Annotated in this window: 21 protein-coding genes and 1 pseudogene; 5 read left to right on the top strand and 17 right to left on the bottom strand. The window is 71.0% G+C overall.

Annotation, left to right across the window (positions count from 1 at the left end; all coding sequences use genetic code 11):
- Positions 1-322 precede the first annotated feature (322 nt).
- On the top strand, positions 323-1162 hold the full coding sequence (locus ABD844_RS24660; RefSeq protein WP_344882380.1) for a CAP domain-containing protein: 840 nt from the start codon (positions 323-325) through the stop codon (positions 1160-1162).
- 105 nt (positions 1163-1267) lie between these two features.
- Here ABD844_RS24660 and ABD844_RS24655 read toward each other — a convergent pair whose 3' ends face one another.
- The 12 genes from ABD844_RS24655 to ABD844_RS24600 form a co-directional block, all read right to left on the bottom strand.
- On the bottom strand, positions 1268-2170 hold the full coding sequence (locus ABD844_RS24655) for a cysteine peptidase family C39 domain-containing protein (RefSeq protein WP_344882377.1): 903 nt from the start codon (positions 2168-2170) through the stop codon (positions 1268-1270).
- 112 nt (positions 2171-2282) lie between these two features.
- Entirely contained in the window at positions 2283-2531 is a 249-nt protein-coding gene (locus ABD844_RS24650; RefSeq protein ID WP_344882374.1) for a hypothetical protein, read from the bottom strand.
- A 279-nt stretch (positions 2532-2810) separates the two neighbouring features.
- Positions 2811-3578: a type I methionyl aminopeptidase gene (gene map / locus ABD844_RS24645; protein WP_344882371.1), complete on the bottom strand. Its 768-nt coding sequence runs from the start codon at positions 3576-3578 to the stop codon at positions 2811-2813.
- Positions 3579-3664: 86 nt separating this feature from the next.
- Complete coding sequence (locus ABD844_RS24640) at positions 3665-4648, bottom strand: NAD(P)-dependent alcohol dehydrogenase (protein WP_344882368.1); 984 nt, start codon at positions 4646-4648, stop codon at positions 3665-3667.
- Positions 4649-4869: 221 nt separating this feature from the next.
- Positions 4870-5451 carry a PadR family transcriptional regulator gene (locus tag ABD844_RS24635; RefSeq protein ID WP_344882365.1) on the bottom strand — a complete coding sequence of 194 codons (582 nt, stop codon included), beginning with the start codon at positions 5449-5451 and terminating at the stop codon, positions 4870-4872.
- 101 nt (positions 5452-5552) lie between these two features.
- The gene (locus ABD844_RS24630) at positions 5553-5879 is read right to left on the bottom strand and encodes a hypothetical protein (protein WP_344882362.1); all 327 of its coding nucleotides are present in this window, start codon (positions 5877-5879) and stop codon (positions 5553-5555) included.
- 15 nt (positions 5880-5894) lie between these two features.
- Positions 5895-6254 (bottom strand): hypothetical protein, encoded by a 360-nt coding sequence (locus tag ABD844_RS24625; RefSeq protein ID WP_344882359.1) that lies wholly within the window; start codon positions 6252-6254, stop codon positions 5895-5897.
- A 222-nt stretch (positions 6255-6476) separates the two neighbouring features.
- On the bottom strand, positions 6477-7460 hold the full coding sequence (gene ilvC, locus ABD844_RS24620; RefSeq protein WP_344882571.1) for a ketol-acid reductoisomerase: 984 nt from the start codon (positions 7458-7460) through the stop codon (positions 6477-6479).
- Between the two features lie 22 nt (positions 7461-7482).
- Positions 7483-8007, bottom strand: a complete 525-nt coding sequence (gene ilvN, locus ABD844_RS24615) for an acetolactate synthase small subunit (RefSeq protein ID WP_344882356.1) — start codon at positions 8005-8007, stop codon at positions 7483-7485.
- Positions 8000-9739: an acetolactate synthase large subunit gene (locus ABD844_RS24610; RefSeq protein ID WP_344882353.1), complete on the bottom strand. Its 1740-nt coding sequence runs from the start codon at positions 9737-9739 to the stop codon at positions 8000-8002. The genes ilvN and ABD844_RS24610 overlap by 8 nt, the downstream gene beginning before the upstream one ends.
- A gap of 204 nt (positions 9740-9943) precedes the next feature.
- The gene (locus ABD844_RS24605) at positions 9944-12571 is read right to left on the bottom strand and encodes an EAL domain-containing protein (protein WP_344882350.1); all 2628 of its coding nucleotides are present in this window, start codon (positions 12569-12571) and stop codon (positions 9944-9946) included.
- Positions 12572-12808: 237 nt separating this feature from the next.
- Positions 12809-13606, bottom strand: coding sequence for a 2-hydroxyacid dehydrogenase (locus tag ABD844_RS24600; RefSeq protein ID WP_344882347.1), 798 nt, complete (start codon positions 13604-13606; stop codon positions 12809-12811).
- 149 nt (positions 13607-13755) lie between these two features.
- On the opposite strand from ABD844_RS24600, the gene ABD844_RS24595 reads away from it, so the two are divergent.
- A complete protein-coding gene (locus tag ABD844_RS24595; protein WP_344882344.1) occupies positions 13756-14814 on the top strand; it encodes a PQQ-dependent sugar dehydrogenase in 1059 nt (352 codons plus the stop codon).
- 63 nt (positions 14815-14877) lie between these two features.
- Here ABD844_RS24595 and ABD844_RS24590 read toward each other — a convergent pair whose 3' ends face one another.
- From ABD844_RS24590 to ABD844_RS24580, 3 genes are all read right to left on the bottom strand, one after another.
- Positions 14878-16881: a VanW family protein gene (locus ABD844_RS24590; RefSeq protein ID WP_344882341.1), complete on the bottom strand. Its 2004-nt coding sequence runs from the start codon at positions 16879-16881 to the stop codon at positions 14878-14880.
- A 92-nt stretch (positions 16882-16973) separates the two neighbouring features.
- Positions 16974-17630, bottom strand: coding sequence for a response regulator (locus ABD844_RS24585; RefSeq protein ID WP_344882338.1), 657 nt, complete (start codon positions 17628-17630; stop codon positions 16974-16976).
- Complete coding sequence (locus ABD844_RS24580; protein WP_344882335.1) at positions 17627-19240, bottom strand: ATP-binding protein; 1614 nt, start codon at positions 19238-19240, stop codon at positions 17627-17629. The genes ABD844_RS24585 and ABD844_RS24580 overlap by 4 nt, the downstream gene beginning before the upstream one ends.
- Before the next feature lie 136 nt (positions 19241-19376).
- Between ABD844_RS24580 and ABD844_RS24575 the strand changes: the two genes are divergently transcribed.
- The 3 genes from ABD844_RS24575 to ABD844_RS24565 are packed head-to-tail and all read left to right on the top strand — an operon-like array spanning position 19377 to position 22340.
- The gene (locus ABD844_RS24575) at positions 19377-20345 is read left to right on the top strand and encodes a Bug family tripartite tricarboxylate transporter substrate binding protein (protein WP_344882331.1); all 969 of its coding nucleotides are present in this window, start codon (positions 19377-19379) and stop codon (positions 20343-20345) included.
- Positions 20345-20830 (top strand): tripartite tricarboxylate transporter TctB family protein, encoded by a 486-nt coding sequence (locus ABD844_RS24570; RefSeq protein ID WP_344882328.1) that lies wholly within the window; start codon positions 20345-20347, stop codon positions 20828-20830. The genes ABD844_RS24575 and ABD844_RS24570 overlap by 1 nt, the downstream gene beginning before the upstream one ends.
- Position 20831: 1 nt before the next feature.
- A complete protein-coding gene (locus tag ABD844_RS24565) occupies positions 20832-22340 on the top strand; it encodes a tripartite tricarboxylate transporter permease (protein ID WP_344882325.1) in 1509 nt (502 codons plus the stop codon).
- Here ABD844_RS24565 and ABD844_RS24560 read toward each other — a convergent pair.
- Both ABD844_RS24560 and gatB read right to left on the bottom strand, forming a co-directional pair.
- Positions 22324-23403: pseudogene (locus ABD844_RS24560) on the bottom strand (MFS transporter). The gene ABD844_RS24565 and the pseudogene ABD844_RS24560 sit on opposite strands and share 17 nt — an antisense overlap.
- A gap of 310 nt (positions 23404-23713) precedes the next feature.
- Positions 23714-25219: an Asp-tRNA(Asn)/Glu-tRNA(Gln) amidotransferase subunit GatB gene (gene gatB / locus ABD844_RS24555; RefSeq protein WP_344882321.1), complete on the bottom strand. Its 1506-nt coding sequence runs from the start codon at positions 25217-25219 to the stop codon at positions 23714-23716.
- Between the last annotated feature and the right edge of the window lie 2 nt (positions 25220-25221).

The following is a 25221-nucleotide window of genomic DNA, read 5'->3' as shown; positions in this document are numbered from 1 at the left end:
ATCCAGGTCGGGGTACGGCGGCGCCCGGCCTGGTACTGCGCCTTCACCGCGGCAGCGATGCGCCGGGGCGCGCCAGGCGGAACACGATCAGGCTCGTCCTCCCTTGCAGGAGGACTCGCAGCCGTCGGACAGAGCTGGCGATTCCCGCCAACTGAGGCGCTCAGCCACAGGGGCCGCTATGGTTACCGGGTCCAGAGCGGCTTGTATTACGGTTCGGCCACTTGGAGCTCCAAGTTCGGCCCCCAATTTCCGGACAAAGCCGACTTCAGGCGACCAGAATGCGGGTTCGACGCATTGTCGAGCCTCAATCGGAGGACCAAAAATGCGCAGACAGCTCCAGGCGATCGCCTGCCTCGGGAGTCTCGCGGCATTCAGCTTGCCCGCGCCCGTCGCGGCCTCCAGCGAGCCGGCCGTCGCCCGACCGACCACCGCCCGCCCGACCACCACCCGCCCGACCACCACCCGTCCCACCACCGCCCAGGCGTGCCGCGTGCTCGCGCTCAAGCCGTACGTCTCCCAGGGCAAGATACGCGGCACCGTGGCCCGAGCGGGCTGCGCCGACCAGGCCCGCCTCCGCGTCCGCATCCAGGTCGCAGTGCCGGGCACCGACCAGGTCGTCAAGAGCGGCTCCAAGCTCATCGGCAACGGCCGCATCACCGCGAACGCCGACTGCACCGCCACCTCGCGCCGCTACTACGTGGTCGCCCTCGACTCGCAGGGCCGCGAGGACCAGTCGGGCTCGGCGAACCTGTCGTGCGCTCGCGCAGCCTCGAGCGCCGGCTTCGCCTCGGCCGCCGAGACGGCGGTCGTCAGGCTCACCAACGAGGCCAGGGCCAGGCAGGGCTGCCGCCCTCTCACCCACGACGCCAAGTTGCACCTCGCCGCCGAGCGCCACTCGGCCGACATGGCGCGCAACGACTACTTCTCGCACGACTCGCTCGACGGCCGCACGTTCGCCCAGCGCATCAGGGCGACCGGCTTCGTCTTCAGCCGGGCCGCCGAGAACATCGCCGAAGGCGGTCCCAGCGCCGCCGCCGTCGTCCGCCGCTGGCTCGACAGTCCCGGTCACCGGGCCAACATCATGAACTGCTCCTACACCCACATCGGGGTCGGTCACGACGCCAGGGGCCGGGTCTGGACGCAGGACTTCGCCGCCCGCTGAGGCACCACCCGCACGCTCCCCTCCGAGCGGACCCGGCCGCGCCTCCCCCCGCACACAGGACCGCGGCCGGGTCCGCACTTCTCACCTCGCCACCGGCGGGGCCGGTCAGCGGCCGAGCGCGGCGCGCAACCCGTCGTAGCCTGGGGCGAGCCGGCGCAGCCCGGCAGCCACGGCCGCGTCGTCGCCCGTGACCAGCGGATGTTGCAGCCCGCCGAGCACGCGGGCCTGCCGGGCGGCGGCGTCCGCGGCCTCCTTCAGCCCGAGGCTCTCCAAGCACGTGGCCGCGTCGGCCGCCCGCCGGGCGCCCACCCGCACGCCGAAGTGCACGAGCAACCCGCGTACCCCGTCGTCCAGTCCGCCCTCCACCAGTTCGGCCAGGCGCAACGCCGCCGCGGCACCGCCCAGGGTGCCCGGAGGCACCGGCAGATCGTCGCGGCCCGCCAGCCACCGGACGGCACCCGGCAGCGAGGCGCGCAACGCCTCCGGCACGGAGGTCTCCCGGACCCGCGCGAACCCGGTTCTCAGCACATAGGACGTGTCGAGGTAGGCCACCGCCTCCCCCCGCCAGGCGGCCAGGAACGCGGCGGCGGGCAGCGTGGCGTACGGATGGCCGTGCGGATCGTGCACCACGACGGTGCCGTCCTCCACCGCGAGCACCACCACGTAGTGGTCACCGCTCACCCCGGACAGGTACGGCAGCAGCGCCATGTCCACCGGCCCGGCCAGCGCGGGGCCGGGAGCGGCGCGCAGCCGTTCGAGTGCCTCCTCCGGCGTGCCGCCGTGAGTGCGCTCGCACCCCCAGCCGAGCAGCTCGACGGCCGCGTCTAGCCCGAGTTCGGGGTCCCAGCCGTAGGGGTCGAAGTACGGCTCCGCGCCCCCGATGAGCTGCATCCCGAACGGCGACCCCGTCAGCGTCTCGATCACCCCGGGCGCCGGGGCGGCCGGGCCGAGCATCATGGCCAGGGAGTTGGCGTAGCAGTACGGTCCTGATCCGATGTAGGCGAACATGGACCCGATGCAAGGCCATGACACGGTGTCAGAGGCAAGTCACCCGGGCGATCGGGCCCCAGAACACGGCGAAGGGGCCCGCCCTCAGGGCGGGCCCCTTAGTACGTTCTCGTCAGCCGCTCAGCACGGACTTGAGGAGCTGGTTCAGGAGGTCCAGGTCGAGGATGTCGTTGTCCTCGCCGAAGTTGTTCCACTCGCCGAAGTCCCACTCCTTCTTGTCGTCGTGCCCATGGTTCGGGCCGGGAAGGATGCGGGCCTGAGCGGACTCGGCCGTGACGCTGGGTGACGCAGCGAGCGCGGAGCCCCCGAACATGACCATCCCGCCGACGAGCCCGGCCAGGACGAGTCCTTGTCTGTACATAGTGTTTCCCCCTGATACCTCTCGACTACTCTCCGTAGCGTTCGGAGGAAGATCTGCCCCCCGCCCAAGTTCGACAAACACCCACATTTTTGCTCTTGACCTGCTTGAACACGGCGTCTGGCCAAACAGGTAACGAAGATCGTCCTACTTGACGAGTAGGTGTCAGCGGCTGAAGCCTGGAAGATCCATTCCTGACCACCTCATGACCGTGAGGTGCCCGCAAATCGCCGCCCGGTTTGCGGGTTGATGTACGAAATCGTCACCCTTTGCGAAGCGGATCTACGGCAGGGTGAGGATGACCGGGCCGTCCTCGGTGATGGCCACGGTGTGCTCGACGTGCACGCTCCTGCTCCCGTCGCCCGAGCACACCGACCAGCCGTCGGAGTCCATGTAGTAGCGATCGTGCCCGCCGGCCATCAGGCTGGGCTCGATCGCGATCACCAGCCCCGGCCGCAGCCGGATGCCGCGCCCAGGACGGGCCTCGTTGGGCACGAACGGCGACTCGTGCATGGCCCGGCCGATGCCGTGGCCGCCGAAGTCGTTCTGCATGCCGTAGCCGGCGCCGCGACCGACCGTGGACATGGCGTGCCCGATGTCACCCATCCGGCCGTCGGGCCGCGCCGCCTCGATGCCCGCCGCGAGCGTCTCCTCCGCGACCCTGATCAGCTTGAGGTCCTCGGCCCGGGGCTGCCCGACGGTGAAGCTGACGGTGCCGTCGGCGTGCCACCCGTCGACGTACGCGCCGCAGTCCACGCTGATCAGGTCACCGTCGCGCAGCCGGTACGGCGTGGGCAGCCCGTGCAGCATGACCCCGTTCACCGAGGTGCAGATCACCCCCGGGTACGGCATCGCGCCGAACGACGGGTGGTAGCCCAGGAACGACGCCCCCGCCCCTGCCTCCGCGATGACCGTCCTGGCCACCTCGTCGAGGCGCTTCAGCGACACCCCGACGGCCGCCTCCTGCCGGACCGCGGCCTGGACCGCGGCCACGACCTTCCCCGACTCCCGCATGGCGGCGATCTCGCCGGCCGTCTTGATCTCGATCACAACCCCTCCCGCATGCCGATAACTATACCGGTATTATTATCACGGTTCACGGGCCGGTCGAGCCGCCACGGCGTCCTGACGGATTCTCAGCCGGGCTGGACGGTGACGACGACCTTGCCCCTGGCGTGGCCGCGTTCGAGATAGCCGATGGCCTGGGGGACCTCCTCCAGCGGATGGACGCGGTCGATGACCGGCGTGAGGTCGCCCGCCTCGACCAGGCCCGCCAGGGTGGCGAGGTCGGCGGCGTTCTCGCGGGTGACGAAGGTGAAGAACCGGTGGCGGACGAACCACGACAGGACGTTCACCGCGATGATGCGGCCCATGGGGCCCACCCAGCGTCCGCCGGAGCCGCTGTTGGGGATGAAGGCCCCGTCGGGGGTGAGCGCGCGCCTGCAGTCGGACAGCGAGCGGTTGCCCACGTTGTCGAGGATGAGGTGGTAGCGGCGGCCGGTGCGGGTGAAGTCCGCCTTGGTGTGGTCGACGACGTGGTCCGCGCCGATCGAGCGCACCAGGTCCACGTTCGCGCTGCCGCAGACGCCGGTCACCTCGGCGCCGTACGCCTTGGCCAGTTGCACCGCGAACGTGCCGATCCCGCCGGCCGCCCCGTTGACCAGCACCCTATGACCCGCCCCGACCCGCCCCTTGTCGCGCAGGGCCTGAAGGGCGGTCAGCCCCGAGGTGGGCACGGCCGCCGCCTGCTCGTACGTCAGCCCGGCCGGTTTGGCCGACACCGGGCCGTCGGCGCGGACGGTGACGTATTCGGCGAACGAGCCCGGGGCGCAGCCGTACACCTCGTCGCCGGGCCCGAACCGCGTCACGCCCGCGCCCACGGCCTCGACCCTCCCCGCGAAGTCCGCGCCCAGCCCGTGGGCCTTCGGCCGGGTCGGCCCGGACACCGCGCGCAGGAGGTACGGGCTGCCCCGCAGCAGGTGCCAGTCGCCGGGGTTGACCGCCGCGGCGCGTACGCGGACGAGCACCTCACCGTCACCGGCCTCGGGCCTCGGCACCTCCCGCAGCTCGATGACCTCGGGCGGGCCGTAGGCGTGGTAGCGGATGGCCTTCATCGTCATGATGCCCTCTCTGACACGTGAAAGGAATTTCTGACATATGAAAACCATAGCTCTCCCCAGCCTTCGGCGAGCAGACCGTGACCGGACTCACTCCGCGGACAGGCGGCCCAGGGCTTGGGGGGTGGGTCCCGGATCTTCGCGAGCGAACACCGGACTCACTTCGCGGACAGGCGACTCAGGCTCCGGGGGTGGTTCCCTGCACGAGAAGGCCGTGGCCGGGTTCACTCCGCGGCGAGCACCCCGGCGAAGGGGTCGCCGTCCTCGCCGGCGAAGGCGTACGCGCCGCCCTCGATGCGTTCGATCAGCCCCGCCGTCCATTCCGCACCGGACTGCGCCGAGTGCACCCACAGGCGCATGATCTCCCCGATGTGCCCCAGCTCCTGCCCCTCGGTCGAGCCGGTGACCGTCTCACGCCAGCCCCGCAGGTTCGCCAGCCGCCGCCGCAGAAGGGCGACGACCTCCGCGCGCGACAGGTCCGCCATGAAACCGAGGCCCGCCGACAGCAGGTCGAGCTGGTCGTGCGTGGTCAGCGCCGCGCGCAGCAACGCGAAGTACTCGGCCGTGCCCGCCTCGGTGACCTCGTACTCGGTGCGCGGCGGGCCGCCGGCCGTGCTCGGCGCGACGTCGTACGCGTGCAGCAGCCCCTGCCTGGCCATCTGCTTCAGCGCGTGGTAGATCGAGCCCGGCTTGGTGTTGGACCACTCGTCCGCTCCCCAGAACTCCAGGTCGTTGCGCACCTGGTAGCCGTGGGCCCGGCCGTGCCGTCGTACCGCGCCCAGGACCAGCAACCGGATCGCCGACACTTGCCCACCCCACCTACTCAACTTTGACTAGCGCGCCAGAATACACCGTGGCCGGTTGCCCGCCTGCCGACGGGCCGGAGGAAAGATCGGCCGTTGCGTGGTCACTTCCGCCAACGCCAGGCGGGCCAGCAGCTCTTCTTGACGGTGACCTTCCGCCCGAAGACGCACTGGGGGCCGTTGGCGTAGTTGGCGCCGCTGTAGGTGATGTTGGATTTCACGGCGCCGTTCGCGTTCTCGAAGTTGCCGCTGTTCACCGCGCGGCCCCTGCCGAGGTAATTGCCGCTCTTCCACGAATTGCCGCTGTCCTTCGGGGATCCGGCCCGGACAGCGTGCACCGCGGCCCCGGCCGGTGCCGCCGGTATTCCGGCCGGCACCATCAGGCCGAGGCACGCCGCGGCCGTTCCGACGCTTCCCCGCAAGCCGCTCATCGCCGGTCACCGTGCCTAGGGGGATTGAGGGCCGTTCGCGAAGTTGCCGCCGTCGATGGTGTTGGAGCTGTTGATGGAACCGTTGGCGTTCGAGAAGTTACCGCTGTTGATCGGGTGTCCTTCATTGTGGTAGTTCCCGCTGTTGGTGGAGTTTCCGCTGTTGTTCGGGCCGTTGATGCACGTGACCGGGGAGTTGGGCGACGGCGAGTTGTAGGCGATCAGGCGGTTGCCGCAGAACACGCTGGGCAGCGTGCTGATCAGGGTGCCGAGGTCCGCGCCGACCAGCCGGGTGAGCAGAGAACTGCCGACGGGTGGTGTGGCGGCCGACGCGCCGCTCGGAGCCAGCAATGCGCAGCAGCCGACCGCGGTGACCACAGCAAGCCGTACGAAATTCCTCAACGCGCCCTCGCCATTCTCGCCAGATGATTCACCGAAGATAGCAGCGGGTGATGCGCGACAACGGAAAGTGACCGGCGGCGTCGGGAGAACTCAGCGCAAAAACGCAGGGCACGCGGCCGCCACGAGCCGGGGACGGGAACTGTCCACTCGGAAAAGCCGCGACGGGCGGAGGAAACCCCCGCCCGTCGCGTAACCGGATCAGCCCTTGAGCCAGCTCATCATCGGGCGCAGCTTGGCACCCGTCTTCTCGATCGCGTCCTCGGACAGCTCGGCGCGGTGGCGCTTGAACTCCTTCTGACCGCCGTCGAACTCATCGACGAGCTGCTGGGCGAAGGTGCCGTCCTGGATCTCGCCGAGGATGCGGCGCATCTCCTGGCGGGTCTCGTCGGTGATGACGCGCGGGCCGCGGGTGTAGCCGCCGTACTCGGCCGTGTCGGAGACCGACCAGTACATCTTGGAGATGCCGCCCTCGTACATGAGGTCGACGATGAGCTTCATCTCGTGCAGGCACTCGAAGTAGGCGACCTCGGGCTGGTAGCCGGCCTCGATGAGCGTGTCGAAGCCCGCCTTGATCAGCTCGGAGACGCCGCCGCACAGCACGGCCTGCTCGCCGAACAGGTCGGTCTCCGTCTCCTCCTTGAACGTGGTGCGCAGCGCGCCGGCGCGGGTGCCGCCGATGCCCTTGGCGTACGAGAGCGCCAGGTCGAGCGCCTTGCCCGAGGCGTCCTTCTCCACGGCCACGAGACACGGCACGCCGCGCCCGGCCTCGAACTGGCGGCGCACGAGGTGGCCGGGGCCCTTGGGGGCGACCATGCACACGTCGACGCCCTCGGGGGCCTCGATGAGGCCGTAGCGGATGTTCAGGCCGTGGCCGAAGAAGAGCGCGTCGCCCTCGACCAGGTTGGGAGCCACGTGCTCGGCGTACAGGTGGCGCTGGATGTGGTCGGGCGCCAGGATCATCGTGAGGTTGGCCTCTTCGACCGCCTCGGCCGGGGTGACCACGCGCAGGCCGTCGTTCTCGGCCTTCTCGCGGCTCTTGGAGCCCTCGGGCAGGCCGACGCGCACGTCCACGCCGGAGTCACGCAGGGAGAGCGCGTGGGCGTGGCCCTGGCTGCCGTACCCCAGCACGGCCACGTGGCGTCCCTGGATGATCGACAGGTCGGCCTGGTCGTCGTAGTAGATCTCGGTCACTTGCAGAAACCTTTCAGGCGGTACGGTCCAGTGCCCTGAGGGACCGGTCGGTGATGGAGCGGGCGCCGCGGCCGATGGCCACCATGCCCGATTGGACGAGTTCTTTGATCCCGAACGGCTCGAGAACCTTCACGAACGCGTCGAGCTTGTCGGGAGTGCCGGTGACCTCGATGGTCACGGCGTCGGCCGCCACGTCGACGCAGCGGGCGCGGAAGAGCTGGACGAGCTCCAGCACGTGCGAACGGCTCTCGGCGTCGGCCTTGACCTTGATCAGCGTCAGCTCGCGCTGCACGGACTGGGACGGGTCCAGCTCGACGATCTTGAGCACGTTCACCAGCTTGTTGAGCTGCTTGGTGACCTGCTCCAGCGGCAGCTCCTCGACGCTGACCACGATGGTCATGCGGGAGATGTCGTCGTGCTCGGTGGGCCCGACGGCCAGGGAGTCGATGTTGAACCCCCTGCGGCTGAACAGCGCCGACACGCGCGCAAGGACACCCGGCTTGTTCTCGACAAGCACGGACAGCGTGTGTCTACTCATCGTCGTTCTCCCACTTCGGCGCCATGTCACGGGCGATCTTGATGTCGTCGTTGCTGGTGCCCGCCGCGACCATGGGCCAGACCATGGCGTCCTGGTGGACGACGAAGTCGACCACGACGGGCACGTCGTTGATCTCCATGGCCTTCTCGATCACGGCGTCAACGTCTTCGGGACGCTCGCACCGCAGGCCCACACAACCGTAGGCTTCGGCCAGCTTGACGAAGTCCGGGATGCGGCGCGTCGTCTGCAGGTCGGTGTTGGAGTAGCGCTTGTCGTAGAAGAGCGTCTGCCACTGGCGGACCATGCCGAGGTTACCGTTGTTGATCACGGCGATCTTGACCGGCACGCCCTCCAGCGCGCACGTCGCCAGCTCCTGGTTGGTCATCTGGAAGCAGCCGTCGCCGTCGATGGCCCACACGGTGGCCTCGGGGCGGCCCATCTTCGCGCCCATCGCGGCCGGGACGGCGAAGCCCATCGTGCCCAGGCCGCCGGAGTTGATGAACGTGCCCGGCCTCTCGTAGCCGATGAACTGGGCGGCCCACATCTGGTGCTGCCCGACCCCGGCCACGTAGTAGGCGTCGGGGCCGGCGATCGCGCTCAGCCGCTCCATGACGTACTGCGGGGCCAGCGAGCCGTCCTCGAACACCTCGTAGCCCAGCGGGTAGGTCTGCTTGTAGCCGTTGAGCACGGTCCACCAGTCGGCGTAGTCGCCCTTCTGGCCGGACGCCTGGATGACGGTGATGAGGTCGCCGATGACCTCTTTGCAGTCGCCCACGATCGGCACGTCGGCGTGGCGGTTCTTGGAGATCTCCGCCGGGTCGATGTCGGCGTGCACGATCTTCGCGTGCGGCGCGAACGACGCCAGGTTTCCCGTCACCCGGTCGTCGAACCGCACGCCCAGCCCGATGATCAGGTCGGACTGCTGCAGCGCGCCGACGGCCGCGACACTGCCGTGCATGCCGGGCATCCCCATGTGCTGGGGGTGGCTGTCGGGGAACGTGCCGCGCGCCATCAGGGTGGTGATGACCGGGATGTTGGTCAGCTCGGCCAGTTGCAGCAGCTCGGCCGAGGCGCGGGCCTTGTGGACGCCGCCGCCGACGTACAGGACCGGCCGCCGGGACTCGGCGATCAGCTTGGCGGCCTCGCGGATCTGCTTGGAGTGCGGCCGGGTGACCGGGCGGTAGCCCGGGAGCTGCATGGTGGGCGGCCAACTGAACGTGGTCTCCGACTGCAGCGCGTCCTTCGAGATGTCCACCAGGACCGGCCCCGGACGGCCGGTGGAGGCGATGTGGAACGCCTCCATGATCGTACGGGCGATGTCGGCGGCATCGGTGACCAGGAAGTTGTGCTTCGTGATCGGCATGGTGATGCCGGAGATGTCGGCCTCCTGGAAGGCGTCGGTGCCGATCATCGGGGCGGCCACCTGCCCCGTGATCGCCACCATCGGCACGGAGTCCATGAACGCGTCGGCAATCGGGGTCACCAGGTTCGTGGCGCCGGGGCCGCTGGTCGCCATGCACACCCCGACCCTGCCCGTGGCCTGCGCGTAGCCCTCGGCCGCGTGCCCCGCACCCTGCTCGTGCCGTACGAGCACGTGCCGGACCTTGGTCGAGTCGTAGAGAGGATCGTAGGCCGGCAGAATGGCACCGCCCGGGATCCCGAACACTGTGTCGACTCCAACGTGCTCCAGCGCCCTGACCAGGGCCTGTGCACCTGTCATCCGTTCGGTCATCGGCTCGTTCCTTGCGTGGCTACTCGCTTAAGGACATAAAAAAGGCCCCGTCCCACCGGGCGGCGGGTCTGGGGCGGCGCGCAGGTCGTCGTGCTTCGCTATCGGCCTGCGCGCCGGCGAAGTACTACGAGAATCTCACTGCGAAGCATGACCTATACCATAGCCGCTCCGAACGCCCCGGTGCCAACTTCGTGGACACATGTCTCAAACAGTGAGACTCGTACGCATCAGCGAGTCGACTCCGCGGGCCGCCATCGGCCGCGCCACCAGGAAACCCTGCCCCCGCGTGCAGCCCATCCGCTTCAGCAGTTCGAGCTGCTCGGGACGCTCGATCCCCTCAGCAACCACGATAAGCCCCAGGTCGTGACCCAGTCGCACGATCGTGCGGGTGAGCAGGGTGAGCGTGTCGTCGTTGCCGAGCCCGGACACGAACGACGGGTCGATCTTGATCATGTCGACGGGGAGCTGCCTGAGGAACGCCAGCGAGGCGTAGCCGGTGCCGAAGTCGTCGATGGCCAGCCGCACCCCGAGCGCCCGCAGCTCGGCCAGCCGCTTGATCGTCTCTTCTGCGTCCTCGACGAGCATCTCCTCGATCACCTCCAGGGTGAGCGCGGAGGCGGGCAGCCCGCTCTCGGCCAGCGCGCCCTCCACGGACTCGACGAACCTGGGCGCCATGATCTGGCGGGCCGACAGGTTCAGCGACAGCCCGATGTCCCAGGACGAGGCCCGCCAGGCGGCCACCTCACGGCACGACTCGCGCAGGATCCACTCGCTCAGCGGCACGATCAGCCCGGTGTCCTCCGCCGGGCCGAGGAACTCCTCCGGCGGCACGAACACCGACCCGCGCCACCACCGCACCAGCGCCTCGACCGCGGTCACCCGCGACGTGGCCAGGTCGACCACCGGCTGGTACTCGATGGCGAACTGCTGCTCGATCAGCGCCCGCTGCAGGTCGGCCGCCAGCTCCAGGCGGCGCAGCACGTCGGCGTGCATCTGCGCGGCGAACACCTCCACGCGCCGCCCGCCCAGCTCTTTGGAGCGCGCCATTGCGACATCGGCGTTACGCATGAGGTCGCCGGCCGGCGTGTCCTCCTCGGTGAAGGCCACGCCCACGCTGGCGGTCAGCGCCACGTCGCGGTCGGCGACCCGGAAGGGCTCCTGCGAGACCGCGCCGAGCAGCCGCTCGGCCAGGTCGACCGCGACCTGCGCCTCGCCGCCGGTCTCCACCAGCACCGCGAACTCGTCGCCGCCCCAGCGGGCCAGGGTGTCGTCGGCGCGTACGGCCCCGCGCAGCCGGCGGGCCGCCTGGCCGAGCAGGTAGTCGCCGCTGGCGTGCCCGACCGAGTCGTTGACCGAGGTGAACCCGTCGAGATCGAGGAAGATCACCGCCACGTTGGCCGCGCCCTGGCCCGACGTGCGCCCCGCGAGCACCTCCCTGGTGCGCTCCTCGAAATAGGCGCGGTTGGGCAGGCCGGTGACGCCGTCGTGGAAGGTCAGGTGGGCGACCTGGTTGCGCAGCGCCTCCTCGTCGCTGATGTCTCTGGTCGTCACGAGCATCAGGTCGTCGCCGCCGACCTGGCGGGTGGCCACCGACTCGGTGGGGCGCCAGGTGCCGTCGGCCGCGCGTACGCGGCAGGCGATCAGGCAGGCGCCGGGCGCCGAGGGCTCCTCGTCGAGATTCAGGGCGCGCAGGGCGACCTGGATGCTCGGCACGTCTTCCGGGTGGATGTAGTCGAAGATCGAGCCGCCCACCAGCTCGTCGGCGCGGTAGCCGTACGTCGCCTGGACGCCGGCGCCGATCTCGCGGACGACGCCCTCGTAGTCGCAGGTGAACACCACGTCGCCGGTGCTCTCCGCCAGCTCCCTGAGCTGGCGCTCGCCCAGCTTGACCAGGCCGCGCAGGCGGACGTTGGCGGCCGAGACCACGAACAGGCGCACCAGCAGGAGCAGCACCACGGAGACCGAGAGCACCACGATCCCGGCGACCGGGCTCCCCGCGCGCCCGCCGGCCTGGTGGGCCAGCAGCGTGCAGGCGGCCACGGCGACCAGGGCCAGCGGTATGAGCGAGACCACGTGGCCCACGGCGGGCCGGCCCGCCTGCCTGACCCGCGGCACCCACGGAACGGCGGCCAGCAGCAGGAAGGCGACGGGCGCGAGCATCACGCTCCAGAGCTGCGGCTCGGCGCCGACCAGCCGGGCCACGGCCGATCCCAGCCCCGCCACGGTCATGGTGGCCAGCACGCCCACCCCGGCCAGGCCGAGCAGCCAGGACGTGGACCTGCTGGTGAGCACCGACGGGAGCACGGCGCACATCACCAGCAACGCGATCATCGGCGGCGCCACGGCCAGGGTGAACCCGGCCGGGTCGCCGCCGTCGGTGTAGACCTGTCGCAGGGCCACCACCCAACCGATCAGGAACAGCGAGGCGGCGCACAGGTAGGCGTCGGTGATCTGCCGTAATGCTGCCCCGACCGGGAACCTGCGGTCGGCGGCGATCAGCGCCCCGCCGGCCGTGACCACCGCGCCGAGCAGGACGAACATGTCCGCGAAGCTGACCGCGAAACCCTCGGCGAACGGCCGCAGCGTCACCCCGGCGGCCCAGATGACGGCGCCGCCGCCCATCCAGCGCGCGGCCGTGCCAGTGGGGCGATGCGCGGCCTGCTGCACCGAGGCGACCAGCAGGGAGGCGGCGGCGATCAGCGCCGCGAGCCCTCCGGCGACCGCACCGGTGATCGCGGCCGGGGCCCCTGCCGCGAGGACGGCGGCGAAGGCCACCGCGCCCGTGGCCGCCGCGGCGGCCGGCGGCACCCGTGGATCACGCCAGCGGATCACAGTCGTTGCCCATCCCGTCTCGAACTCTGCACCTGCGACCGCCGAAGCCCGGCCGATCACTCCGCCAGTGTGTGCGGTCGTGGGTGCGCGGGTGGTGACAACGCCGATGTCGTCACCGATCTGATAACCAGACAAGACCAATTACCGCCAAGAGTTTCTTGACAGTGAGTCAGGAGACCCTTGCAAACGTCACCGTACGCACCGAAGGTCACGGACCAGCCACGTTCCGGGATCCTCTCAGTACGAGTCGGAAATGACGTTGATCAGCTCTTCACCTGCGGCGTAGCGCCCGAGCTGGGCCCGGAGATAGCGCAACACACGCCGCCCGGAGGCCGGGGTGCTGCCCGCCACGTGCGGGGTGATGAGCACGCCGGGAGCGCTCCAGAGAGGGTGCCCCTCGGGCAGCGGTTCGGGCTCGGTCACGTCGAGGGCGGCGCGCAGCCTCCCGGTCTTGAGCTCCGCGAGCAGCGCGCCGGTGTCGACGATGCCGCCCCTGGCGGCGTTGACGAGCACGGCGCCGTCCTTCATCCGGGCCAGGAACGCGGCGTCCACCATCCCGGCGGTGGCGGCGGTGGCGGGCACGAGCAGCACGACGACGTCGGCCTCGGGCAGCAGGGCGGGCAACTCGGCCAGGGCGTGCACGCCGTCGCGGGCGCTTCTGGCCACGCGTACGACGTCGACCTCGAAGGGCTCCAGCCGCCTTTCGAGCGCGGCTCCGATGGACCCGTGACCCACGATGAGCACGCGCGAGTCGGCCAGCACGCCGGTGTGGTGGTAGGTCCACTCGCCTCTGCGCTGCGCGTCCACGAAGCCGGGGAACTCCCTGAGCACCGCGATCATCGCCCCGACCGCCCACTCGGCGGTGCCCGCGTCGTGCACGCCGCGGGCGTTGCACAGCACGGCGCCCTCGGGGATGTGCGGCCGGTACTGCTCCACACCCGCGGTCACGGTCTGGACCAGCCGCAGCGATCGCATACGGGCCAGGGTCCCCGGCACGTCGGGCAGGGCGGCCAGCGGCGGGATCCACACCTCCACGTCCTCCACCCCATCCGGCATCGGGGACGTGCCGTTATACACAGCACATTCAACGCCGGGCAGGTCGGACAGCACATCACCCACCGAATCGGATGGAACCCAGGTCTTCATGCCGAGAACCTTACGACCCCGAGGGAAGTATGGAACACATGAGCAAGCTCTGGACGATCATGCTGTTGGCCGCTCTCACGGCCTGTTCCGGCGGCGTCTCCCCTGGTGGCGCCGAGGTGCTTCCCACGGCGGCCGCGCCGGCCCAGGACGCGCCTGGAGAGCCGAGGGACGTGGCGACCGGGCTCTCCGTACCGTGGGGGATCGCGTTCCTGCCCGGGGGCGACGCGCTCGTGACCGAACGCGACACCGCCCGCCTCCTTCGGGTCACCCCCGCAGGACGGGTGACGGAGCTGGCGAAGATCGCCGAGGTGCGACCGGACGGCGAGGGCGGCCTGATGGGCGTAGCGGTCAAAGACCAACAAATCTTCCTTTACTACACCGCCGAACAGGACAACCGGATCGCCCGCTACCGCCTGTCAGGCAACGGCCTGACCGACGCGCGGATCATCGTCAAGGGCATCCCGAAGGGCTCCATCCACAACGGCGGCCGCCTCGCCTTCGGCCCCGACGGCCACCTGTACGCCACCACGGGCGAGACCGGCGACCCCGGCCTGGCCCAGCGGCGCGACTCGCTCGCGGGCAAGATCCTGCGCATGACCGTGGACGGCGCCCCCGCCCCCGGCAACCCGTTCGGCACCCTGGTCTACAGCTACGGCCACCGCAACGTCCAGGGCCTGGCCTGGGACCCGGCGGGCCGGCTGTACGCCTCCGAGTTCGGGGCCAACACCTACGACGAGATCAACCTGATCAAGCCGGGGGCCAACTACGGCTGGCCGGAGGCCGAGGGCCGCAGCGACGACCCCCGCTTCACCAACCCGCTCCTCACGTGGCCCACGTCGGAGGCGTCACCGTCGGGCATGGCCTACGCGGACGGCTCCCTGTGGGTGGGCGCGCTGCGCGGGGAACGGCTGTGGCAGGTGCCGCTGACGGCCGACGGCTCGGTCGGCAGGCCGGTGGCCCACTTCACCGGCCGCTACGGGCGCATCCGCGCCGTCACGACCGCTCCCGACGGGTCACTCTGGATCGCGACCAGCAACAGGGACGGCCGCGGCTCCCCCAGGAACGGCGACGACCGCATACTCTCCCTCACCCCTTGAGGCCCTCCGCGGGGCTTTCCCGGTGCCCGCGCCCACCCGGGACGACCGTCGGGAGGGGCGGGCTCAGCGGGCGGCGGTGCAGGTGAGCTGGGTTCGCGGGCTGTACTTGGTGGTCAGCTTCTTGTCCTTCTTGACCACCTTGCCGTCGTCGTGGAACACCCGGGTCACGTCGATCGTGAACCCCTGCTCCCCCGCCGTGGGCAGGCAGTCGGCCGCGGCGCTCGTCTCCTGGCCGAACGGCGTGAAGTCCCGGCGTTCCGACTCCACGTGCTCCACCTCGTCGTACCGCTTGACGCCCCACAGCACGACGGCCACCGTCGTCTCGGTGACGGTGGTCTTGATGAGCACGCCGCTGTCGGAGTCGTTGCGCCACTTGAGATCCTGGTCCGGGTACGCCAACGCCGCGTCCCGGCCCGCCGGGTAGCGCGGGTCGTAGTGGTCCGCCGGCTGGTGGTCCACGTCGTCGTAGCCGCCGAAGTAGACCGCGTTGTACATGGTGGTCGCGACCTGCGAGCCGCCGCCGCCGACGGCGTTCACCGTCCGCCCGCGGACGGTCTGCGGCGCCTCGACGTACCCGTCCTCGACCGTCGGCTCTCCGAGCACCTCGTTGAGTGAGAACGTCTCGCCCGGCCTCACGACGTGGCCGTCGAGCCGCTGAGCCATGAGCTGGATGTTCTTCACCCGGGCCTGGCAGCACTCGAACGTGGTGGTGAAGCTGCTCACCTGCTCCTTGATGCCCAGTCCCTGGATCTGCGAGGTCTCCACCTCCGGCGCGACCGCGCCGAGCTTGACGGGGACCGTGCGGGCGCCACCCGTGTCGAAGACCTTCTCGGCGTCCTTGGCCAGCAGCTTGTCGTTGACGCCCCGCCCGTCCCGCGCGGGCACCAGGACCGGCTTGCCGTCCACGATCTCGTACGTGGCGTCGCGCGGCTGCTGGGCGGCGTCCACCAGGCTGCTCTCCAGCGTGGCCAGCACCCCCTTGGCGTCGAACTCGGCCGCGAGCCCGCCGTCGCCGTCGGATTCGTAGGTCAGGTTCGCCGCGATCATGGCCGGGGAGACCTGCGCCTGCTTGCCGTCGACGGTCAGCGTCAGAGGGGCGGCCACGGCGGCCTTCGCCCTGGTCATCGCCTCGGTGACGGCCTCGGGGGTGGTGGCGGGCGTGGCGGGCTCGAGCGTGAGCGCGACCTCGCCGCCCCCGCCGAGGAAGGCGGAGCCGATCCGGCGTACGGCGTCGTCCTGGTCGAGCACCACGCCGGGCGCGGGCCGGCGGCTCTTGGGCACCAGCCCGGTGAAGGTCACCCGGCCCTCCTGCGCGGGCTTGTCCACGCTCTCCGCCAGGCTCTCGACAGTCCTGTTGAGCTGGGCGGAGTCGGTGCTGATCTTCGGTTGGAGCTCGGTCGTGCCGGTCAGGCCCTGCCAGACCTCCTCCGGGGTGGGGAAGCCGCTGGGCGCCTGCCCGATGGTGCCGACGACGTCGAGTTCGAGCCCGGCCGCGTCGGCCTGGATGGTCTCCTTCTTGCCGCCGATGTCGACCACGACGGGCTTGCTGAGCCTTTCGCCCAGCTCCGTACGCAGCTTGTCGGCCGCCTGCGTCACGGTCAGGCCGCCGATGTCCACCCCGGCCACGCGCGTGCCGCGCAGGACCGACCCGGACATGAGCACCGCCGGCACCACGTACGCCAGCACGACCAGCACCAGCACGAACACGCCGAGGCCGGGCAGCACCCGGCGCCGCCTGGGCGGCTCGGGCGTGTACGGAGAGGGGCTCTCCGGTCCGCCGAACGCGGGGGCGGGCGGGAGCGCGGGCTCTCGGTCGGCCATCGGCCACGGCTGTGCGGGCGGCGCCACCGGGGGCAGCGCGCCCTTGCCCGTCTGACCACCCTGACCGCCCTGGGCGCCCGGGCCTTGGGCCGGGCGGGGCTCCTGCCTTTCCTGCGGGCCGAAGATGTCCCGGGACACGCCCGGGGGCAGCCCTTCGATCCGCGGCCTCTTGGAGACGCCCGACGTGGGTAACGGCACCGAGGCGAACGGGTCGGTCGGTGATTCGATCGGTCCGGCGTTTCGCACGCCTCAATCTCCTCCCGGTCCGCAGCCAAGTCTCAGGCAACAGTAAGGCACGCGGATCCGCTTATGTCACGGGAAATGGCTACGGAAATGTGTCAACCTAGCCACCGGTAGCGATGTTCCGGACGACCGGCCGTGCCGTAGCGCGGCCGGTACTCGGCCTGCCCCGCCACGCACAGGTGTTCCAGATAGCGGCGGACGCTCACCCGCGACAGGCCCGTCAGCTCGGCCGCCTCGGCGGCCGACAGATCGCGGCCGGCGTCCCTGAGGGTGTCGGCGACCAGCGCGCACGTGGCCGCCGACAGCCCCTTCGGCATGGGGGCGGCGGACTTGAACGTGCCGAACAGGCGGTCCACGTCGTCCTGGCGGGCCTCGGGGCCGATCGCGGTCAGGCGCTTGCGGGTGTCGGCGTACTGCTGGAGGCGTTCGGTCAGCGCGGCGGCGGTGAACGGCTTGATGAGGTAGTTGACCGCGCCGCCGCGCATGGCCTCCTTGACGGTGGACACGTCGCGGGCGGCGCTGATCATGAGGACGTCCACGCCGTGGAGCGCCTTGAGCACCTCCAGGCCCGACATGTCGGGCAGGTAGATGTCGAGCAGCACGAGGTCGGGCCGCAGCTCGTCGGCCGCGGCCAGCGCGTCGGCGCCGTTGTGCGCGACGGAGACGACGCTGAAGCCCGGCATCCGGGCCACGTAGCCGCTGTGGATGCGGGCCACCATGAAGTCGTCGTCGACGACCAGGACGCGGATCACGGGCCCGCCTCCGCCGGGAGCAACGCCGTGAACACCGCGCCGCCGGAGGGCACCGAGGCGTCGTCGGCGGCCGGGCCGGGGCCCGAGTTGCCCACGCGTACCCAGCCGCCCCGGCGCAGGCACGCCTGCCTGGTCAGCGCCAGCCCCAGCCCGCGCGGCCCCGAATGGGCGGCCTTGGTGGTGAAGCCCTCCCTGAAGACCTCCTCCACCAGGTCGGGCGCGATGCCCGGCCCCGAGTCGCCGACGCGTACGCGCAGGCCGCCGGCGTCGGCCTGCACCGACACCTCGATCGTGCCCTCCGCGCCGTCGAGGGCGTCGATCGCGTTGGCGACCAGGTTGCCGACCACCAGCACCGCGTCCTGCGGGTCGCCGAGCAGGCCCGCGGGCACCGAGGAGTCGTCGGCAAGCACGAGCGTGGCCCCGCGCTCCGCCGCCTCGGCGGACTTGGCCAGCAGGAGAGCGGCGAGGGTCGGGTCCTGGACGTGTTCGCGCAGGTCGGTGGCGTACGTGCCGCGCGTGGTGCGGGTGATGAAGCTGACGGCCGCCTCGTGCTCGCCCAGCTCCAGCAGGCCCACGACGGTGTGCATGCGGTTGGCGAACTCGTGGGCCTGGGCCCGCAGCGCCTCGGTGGCGCTGCTGGTGTCGTCGAGCTCGCGGGCCAGGCGCACCAGCTCCGTACGGTCCCGCAGGGTGACCACCCAGCCGCGGTGCCGGCCGCGTACCCAGACGGGGGTGCGGTTGAGCACCAGCACGCGCTCGCCGTGCAGCACCACGCGGTCCTCGCCTGGGTCGGCGCCGCTGAGCACGTCGCGCATGCGCTCGGAGACCGGCATCCGCGTGAGATCCTCCCCGACGTCGCCCAGCAGTTCGCGGGCGGCGTCGTTGACCAGGGTGACCCGCCCCGACAGGTCGAGCGCGAGCACGCCCTCCTTGACGCCGTGCAGCACGCCCTCGCGCTGCTCCAGCAGCGCCGCGATCTCGCGCGGCTCCAGGCCGAACGTCTGCTTGCGCACCCGCGCGGTGATCACCGCCGCCAGCGCGAGCCCGGCCACCAGCACGGCCAGCGCGGTCCAGATCAGCGGCGGCAGGGCCTGGGAGAGCTGGCTGACGACCGTGGTCTCCAGCACGCCGACGGAGACGAGGCCGATGACGTTGCCGTATTCGTCGCGGATGGGCGTCTTGCCCCTGACCGTGGTGCCGATCGTGCCGGTCTCGGTGCCGACCCAGCTCTGGCCCGTACGCAGGACCGTGCTGCCGTCGGTGGACAGCCGCTTGCCGATCAGCGCGGTGTTGGGGTGGGCGTAGCGCTGCTGGTCGGTGTTGGCGATCACGACGTAGTCGGCGCCGGTCTCCTGCTGGACGCTCATGGCCAGCGGCTGCAGCACGCTCTCCGGGCGTTCGAGCTCGAAGGCCGCGCGCACCTGCGGCAGGCCGGCCACCGACTGGGCGATCGCCAGCGCCCGCTGCTGGTGCAGCGAGTCGAGCTGGTCGCGCGTGTGCTCGGCCCACACTCCTCCGGTGCCGCCGACGGCCAGCAGCACGATCACCATCTGGAGGACGAAGAGCTGGGTGCCGAGGGAGGCGTCACGAACCCGTCTCACCCTGCACATGGAAACAAACAGAGGTCACGGCCAGGTCGCGACCAATACGACCACTATGACGGCAACCGCGCAAAGCCTCGACGCCCACGGGAACGCACCTCACCATGCCTGTTCAACGAAGGTGAAAACCCCCCTTGGAGTGATCATGCGCTTGCGCGTACTCGCCGCTCTCGCGGCACTCTCCCTCGCCGCGCTGACGGCCTGCGGCGAGTCCGGCACCACCGCCTCCGCCTCCTCGCTGCGGATCATGGCCCCGGCCGCGCCGGGCGGCGGATGGGACCAGACCTCCCGTACGGCGGAGCAGGCGTTCAAGACGGCCGACCCGGCGCGCAAGGTCGAGGTGTTCAACGTGCCGGGCGCCGGCGGCACGATCGGCCTGGCGCAGCTCGCCGGCGAGAAGGGCAACGGCAACCTGCTGATGACCATGGGCCTGGTCATGGTGGGCGCCATCGAGCAGAACAAGTCGAAGGTGACGCTGGCCGAGACCACGCCCATCGCCAAGCTGACCGAGGAGTACGAGATCGTCGTCGTCCCGGCCGCGTCCCCGTTCAAGACGCTGGCCGACATGGTGGCGGCCTGGAAGGTCGACCCGGCGAAGGTGTCCATCTCGGGCGGTTCGGCGGGCGGCACCGACCACATCGTGGCCGGGCTGATGGCCAAGGCCGCGGGCGTCGACCCCAAGCAGGTCAACTACATCGCCCACTCGGGCGGCGGCGAGGCGCTCAACGAGCTGCTCGGCAACAAGGTCAGCGCGGGCATCTCCGGCGTGTCCGAGTTCGCCGAGCACGTCAAGTCCGGCAAGCTGCGCGCCCTGGCCGTGACGTCCGGCGAGCGGCTGCCCGGCCTCGACGCGCCCACGCTGAAGGAGGGCGGCCTGGACGTGGAGCTGTCCAACTGGCGCGGCTTCGTCGCCCCCGGCGGGCTCTCCGACGCCGACAAGAAGACGCTGACCGACCTGGTCACCAAGATGCACGACTCGCAGCCGTGGAAGGACGCGGTGGCCAAGAACGGCTGGATCGACTCCTTCCAGACCGGCCAGCAGTTCGCCGACTTCCTCGGCTCCGAGCAGACCAGGGTCAAGGGGATCATCGCCGAGATGGGGCTCGTCTCCTGATGACTCGCTGGTGGCGGCCCGAGCTCGGGCTGGCGGTCGTGGTGCTGGTGCTGGGCGTGCTCGTCGTGGTCGGGACGCTCGACGTCTCCGCGGCGGCCTCCCAGCTCGGCCTCGGGCCGCGCTTCTTTCCCATGCTGGTGGGCGGCGCGATGGTGCTCATCGGCCTGTTCTACGTCGCCGACGTCGTACGCGGCGGCCACGCCGAACCCGAGGAGAGCGAGGACGTCGACGCGGGCGCGCCCACGGACTGGCGGAGCGTCGCCCTGGTCAGCGGCATCTTCCTGGCCTTCGCGGCGCTCCTGAACGTCCTCGGCTGGATCATCGGCGCGAGCCTGCTGTTCTTCGGCCTGTCGGTGGCGCTGGGGGCCGAGCACAAGGTGCGCGCGGCCGGGGTCTCGGTGGTCATGGGCGTGGTGACGTACCTGCTGTTCGTCAAGGGCCTGGGCGTGACGCTGCCGGGCGGGCCGCTGGCGGGGGTGATCTGAGGTGACCTCCCTGCAGTTGCTGCTCGACGGCTTCGCCGCCGCGCTCACCCCGGTCAACCTCCTGTACGCGCTCATCGGCGTCACCCTCGGCACCCTCGTCGGCGTGCTGCCCGGCATCGGGCCCGCGATGACGGTGGCGCTGCTGCTGCCGATCACGTTCACGGTGCCGCCGACCAGCGCGTTCATCATGTTCGCCGGCATCTACTACGGCGGCATGTACGGTGGCTCGACCACCTCCATCCTGCTCAACACCCCCGGCGAGTCGGCGTCGATGATCACGGCGCTGGAGGGCAACCAGATGGCCCGGCGCGGCCGGGCCGCCCAGGCGCTGGCCACGGCCGCCATCGGCTCGTTCGTGGCCGGCACGATCGCCACGGCGCTCCTGGTCGTGGCGGCGCCGGCGGTGGTCAGCTTCGCGATCTCGTTCGGCCCGGAGGACTACTTCGCGCTGGCGATCCTCGCCTTCACGGCCGTGTCCTCGGTGTTGTCGCGCTCGGTCGTGCGCGGCCTGGCCTCGCTCGGCCTCGGCCTGGTGATCGGCCTGGTCGGCATCGACCAGCAGACCGGGCAGGCCCGCCTGACGCTGGGCATCCCGCAGTTGCTCGACGGCATCGACGTGGTGATCGTCGCGGTCGGCCTGTTCGCGGTGGGCGAGGCCCTCTACGTCGCCTCCCGCCTGCGCCACGGGACACCCGAGGTGGTGCCGGTCGGCCGCGCCTGGATGGGCCGCGCCGACTGGCGGCGCTCCTGGCTGCCGTGGCTGCGCGGCACCGCGCTGGGCTTCCCGTTCGGCGCGCTGCCCGGCGGCGGGGCCGAGATCCCCACCTTCCTGTCGTACGCGGCCGAGCGGCGCCTGGCCCGCGGCGTGGCCCGCGAGGAGTACGGCAAGGGCGCCATCGAGGGCGTCGCGGGCCCCGAGGCGGCCAACAACGCCGCGGCGGCCGGCACCCTGGTCCCGCTGCTCACGCTGGGCCTGCCCACGTCCGCGACGGCCGCGATCCTGCTGGCCGCCTTCCAGCAGTACGGCCTGCAGCCCGGCCCGCAGCTCTTCGACCACAACCCGGCGCTGGTGTGGGGCATGATCGCCTCGCTGTTCATCGGCAACATGATGCTGCTGGTGCTGAACCTGCCCCTGGCCCCGCTCTGGGCCCGCGTGCTGCGGATCCCACGGCCGTACCTCTACGCCGGGATCGTGCTCTTCGCCGCCCTCGGGGTCTACGCGCTGAACGGCACCGTGGTGGACCTGTTCGTCCTCTACCTGCTCGGCCTGCTCGGCTACGCCATGCGGCGCTTCGGCCTGCCCGTCGCGCCCGCGGTGATCGGCATGATCCTGGGCCCGATGGCGGAGATCCAGCTCCGGCGCGCGCTGGCCATCGGGGCGGGGGACGTGAGCGTGCTCGTCCGCAGCCCGATCGCCGCCGTCCTGCTGCTCCTGGCCGCCCTGGCGCTGCTCACGCCGCTGCTCAGGAAGCTCGCGGCGCGCAGGTCGAAGGTCACGCGGACCGGCTGACCTGCTCCCTGGACGGCCCCGCCGACGTGGCGGGGCCGTTCGCGGCCGTCCTGGGTGCGATGGCGAACCCCGCCAGGGCCATGGCCAGGGTCGCGGCGAAGACCGTCCAGTAGCCCGAGCCGGACGCCGTGAACAGCGCCCCGGTGACCGCCACCGCCCCCATGACCACGATGCCCAGCGCGATCATGGCCGAGCCGAGACGCAGGTTCGTCATCCGGCCGAAGACCTCCCTGCCCTGCAACCAGGAGGCGGCCGACCAGGTCAGCGAGCCCGTCATGAGGGCGAGCCCGGCCGTGAACGTCGACAGGCCGCGCTCATGGACGAGCATGAGCGGCACGATCACCTCGGCCGCGAAGAGCGCCCCGGCGGCCAGACCACGCAACGCCACCACCGTGGGCAGCCCTCTCGCGGCACGCAGCGTGCCGGTGGGCAGCAGTCTGGGCAGGGCCACGGCCAGCACCGCGAGGCCGGCGAGGAGGAGCGGGAGCGACTGGCTGCTGCCGTACTGCATGAGCGCCGCCCCGACGGCCGTCACGGCCGCCCAGCCGACCTTGCGTGACCGGCCAGGGGCCGGACCGGCCTGCCCGCCGTCCACCGGCTGCCCGGCCAGCCCGCGCAGCAGCACCAGCGCGCCCAGCGCGGTGAGGAACGGCACCAGCAGGAACACCCAGCGCCAGCCCAGCGTGTCGGTCACCAGGCCCACGACCACCGGGCCCACCATCGACGGCACCACCCACGCGGTCGCGAACAAGGAGAAGATCCGTGGATGCACATGCTCGGGGTAGACCCGGGCCACCACGACGTAGAGTGCCACGTTGACCAGCGCGCCGCCGAAGCCCTACAGGAACCGGCCCGCGATCAGCACCTCCATGCTCGGCGCCAGCCCCGCCACCGTCAGGCCGGCGGCGAACCCGGCCACCCCGGCCCACAGGGGCGCGCGGGGCCCGCGTACGTCCGCCCACCGGCCGCCCAGCACCGTGCCGACCACGCCCGCCGCCATCGCGCTGCTGAACGCCAGCCCGTAGAGCGGCGGTCCGCCGAGTTCGCCGGCCACGACCGGCATCGCGATCGCGACCGCCATGTACTCGAAGGCCACCAGCGACACCATCGCCACCAGGCCCGCCGTCAACGCCCTTCTCGTCACGCCGCCGCCCGCCGTGCCGCTTCTTGGCGTGCCGCCTGTCGTCATGTCGCCTGTTGTCATGCTGCTCGTCGTCATGCCGCTCGTCGTCATGCCGTGAACGCACGACGGCCGGTCGGGGCCCGCCTCCAGCCGGAGCCCGTCACGGATTCGGCCATTGGGCCTAAGACCCGAGCCCGGTCATACGAGAGGGCCCCACCGCAGCGGCGGCAGGGCCCTCATCGGCGGTGGGTCACTCGGAGACGCCGAGCTTCTCCAGGATCAGTTGCCGGGCGCGGGCCGCGTCGGCCTTGCCCTTGCTGGCCCGCATGACGCCGCCCACGAGCGCGCCCGCCGCCGCGATCTTCCCTGAGCGGACCTTCTCGGCCGCGTCGGCGTTGTCGGCCAGCACCTGGTCGATGATCGCCGACAGCTCGCCCTCGTCGTTGACGATCCGCAGCCCGCGCCGCTCGACCACCTCGTCGGGCGTGCCCTCTCCGGCCAGCACGCCTTCGAGCACCTCGCGCGCGAGCTTGTCGTTGAGCGCGCCCGAGGCCACCAGCTCGGTCACCCTGGCGATCTGCCCGGGCGTGATGGGCAGGTCGGCCAGCGGCGTGGCGGTCTCGTTGGCCCGCCGGGCCAGCTCGCCCATCCACCACTTGCGCGCGTCGGCCGCCGGGGCGCCGGCCGTGACCGTGGCCTCGACCAGGTCGATCGCGTCGGCGTTGTACATGGCCTGCATGTCGAGGTCGGACAGCCCCCACTCGGCCTGCAGCCGCTTGCGCCGGACCGACGGCAGCTCGGGCAGGGCCGCCTTCAGCTCGGCCACCCACGCCGTGTCGGGCGCGATCGGCACCAGGTCGGGCTCGGGGAAGTAGCGGTAGTCCTGCGCCTCCTCCTTGGACCGCCCGGACGTGGTGGTGCCGGTGTCCTCGTGGAAGTGGCGGGTCTCCTGGATGATCTTCCCGCCCTCGGCGAGGACGCCCGCCTGCCGCTCGATCTCGCTCCGCACGGACCGCTCGACGCTGCGCAGCGAGTTGACGTTCTTGGTCTCCGTACGGGTGCCCCACTCGGACGAGCCGCGCGGCATGAGCGAGACGTTGACGTCACACCGCAGCGAGCCCTCCTCCATGCGCACGTCGGAGACGCCCAGCGAGCGCATGATCTCGCGCAGCTCGGTGACGTAGGCCTTGGCCACCTCGGGCGCGAGCCGGTCGGTGCCCGGGATGGGCTTGGTCACGATCTCGACCAGCGGGATGCCGGCCCGGTTGTAGTCGACGATCGAGTAGTCGGCCCCCTGGATGCGCCCGGTCGCGCCGCCCACGTGGGTGGACTTGCCGGTGTCTTCCTCCAGGTGCACCCGCTCGATCCCGATGCGTACGGTCTGCCCCTCGATCTCGACGTCGAGGTAGCCGTCGAAGCAGAGCGGCTCGTCGTACTGGGAGATCTGGTAGTTCTTCGGCATGTCCGGATAGAAGTAGTTTTTCCGGGCAAAGCGGCACCACTCGGCGATCGAGCAGTTGAGCGCCAGGCCGATGCGGATCGTCGACTCGATGGCCGCCGCGTTGGCCACCGGCAGCGAACCGGGCAGCGCCAGGCAGGTGGGACAGACCTGCGTGTTGGGCGGGGCGCCGAAGGTCGTCTTGCAACCGCAGAACATCTTCGACTTGGTGCCCAGCTCGACATGCGTCTCGAGGCCGAGCACCGGCTCGAACCGCTCGAGCGCTTCGTCGTACGGCATGAGCGTACCGGCAGTCATGA

It is taken from the genome of Nonomuraea antimicrobica, assembly GCF_039536965.1.
Classification (GTDB): domain Bacteria; phylum Actinomycetota; class Actinomycetes; order Streptosporangiales; family Streptosporangiaceae; genus Nonomuraea; species Nonomuraea antimicrobica.
The sequence above is the reverse complement of the archived record's forward strand: the minus strand, read 5'-3'. Positions and strand labels throughout refer to the sequence as shown.

What these genes read in the sequence shown, in the direction of transcription:
- ABD844_RS24660 (WP_344882380.1), top strand. Translation starts at nt 323, where the DNA reads ATGCGCAGACAGCTCCAGGCGATCGCCTGCCTCGGGAGTCTCGCGGCA.
- ABD844_RS24655 (WP_344882377.1), bottom strand. Translation starts at nt 2,170, where the DNA reads ATGTTCGCCTACATCGGATCAGGACCGTACTGCTACGCCAACTCCCTG.
- ABD844_RS24650 (WP_344882374.1), bottom strand. Translation starts at nt 2,531, where the DNA reads ATGTACAGACAAGGACTCGTCCTGGCCGGGCTCGTCGGCGGGATGGTC.
- ABD844_RS24640 (WP_344882368.1), bottom strand. Translation starts at nt 4,648, where the DNA reads ATGACGATGAAGGCCATCCGCTACCACGCCTACGGCCCGCCCGAGGTC.
- ABD844_RS24630 (WP_344882362.1), bottom strand. Translation starts at nt 5,879, where the DNA reads ATGAGCGGCTTGCGGGGAAGCGTCGGAACGGCCGCGGCGTGCCTCGGC.
- ilvN (WP_344882356.1), bottom strand. Translation starts at nt 8,007, where the DNA reads ATGAGTAGACACACGCTGTCCGTGCTTGTCGAGAACAAGCCGGGTGTC.
- ABD844_RS24610 (WP_344882353.1), bottom strand. Translation starts at nt 9,739, where the DNA reads ATGACCGAACGGATGACAGGTGCACAGGCCCTGGTCAGGGCGCTGGAG.
- ABD844_RS24595 (WP_344882344.1), top strand. Translation starts at nt 13,756, where the DNA reads ATGAGCAAGCTCTGGACGATCATGCTGTTGGCCGCTCTCACGGCCTGT.
- ABD844_RS24580 (WP_344882335.1), bottom strand. Translation starts at nt 19,240, where the DNA reads ATGTGCAGGGTGAGACGGGTTCGTGACGCCTCCCTCGGCACCCAGCTC.
- ABD844_RS24575 (WP_344882331.1), top strand. Translation starts at nt 19,377, where the DNA reads ATGCGCTTGCGCGTACTCGCCGCTCTCGCGGCACTCTCCCTCGCCGCG.
- ABD844_RS24570 (WP_344882328.1), top strand. Translation starts at nt 20,345, where the DNA reads ATGACTCGCTGGTGGCGGCCCGAGCTCGGGCTGGCGGTCGTGGTGCTG.
- gatB (WP_344882321.1), bottom strand. Translation starts at nt 25,219, where the DNA reads ATGACTGCCGGTACGCTCATGCCGTACGACGAAGCGCTCGAGCGGTTC.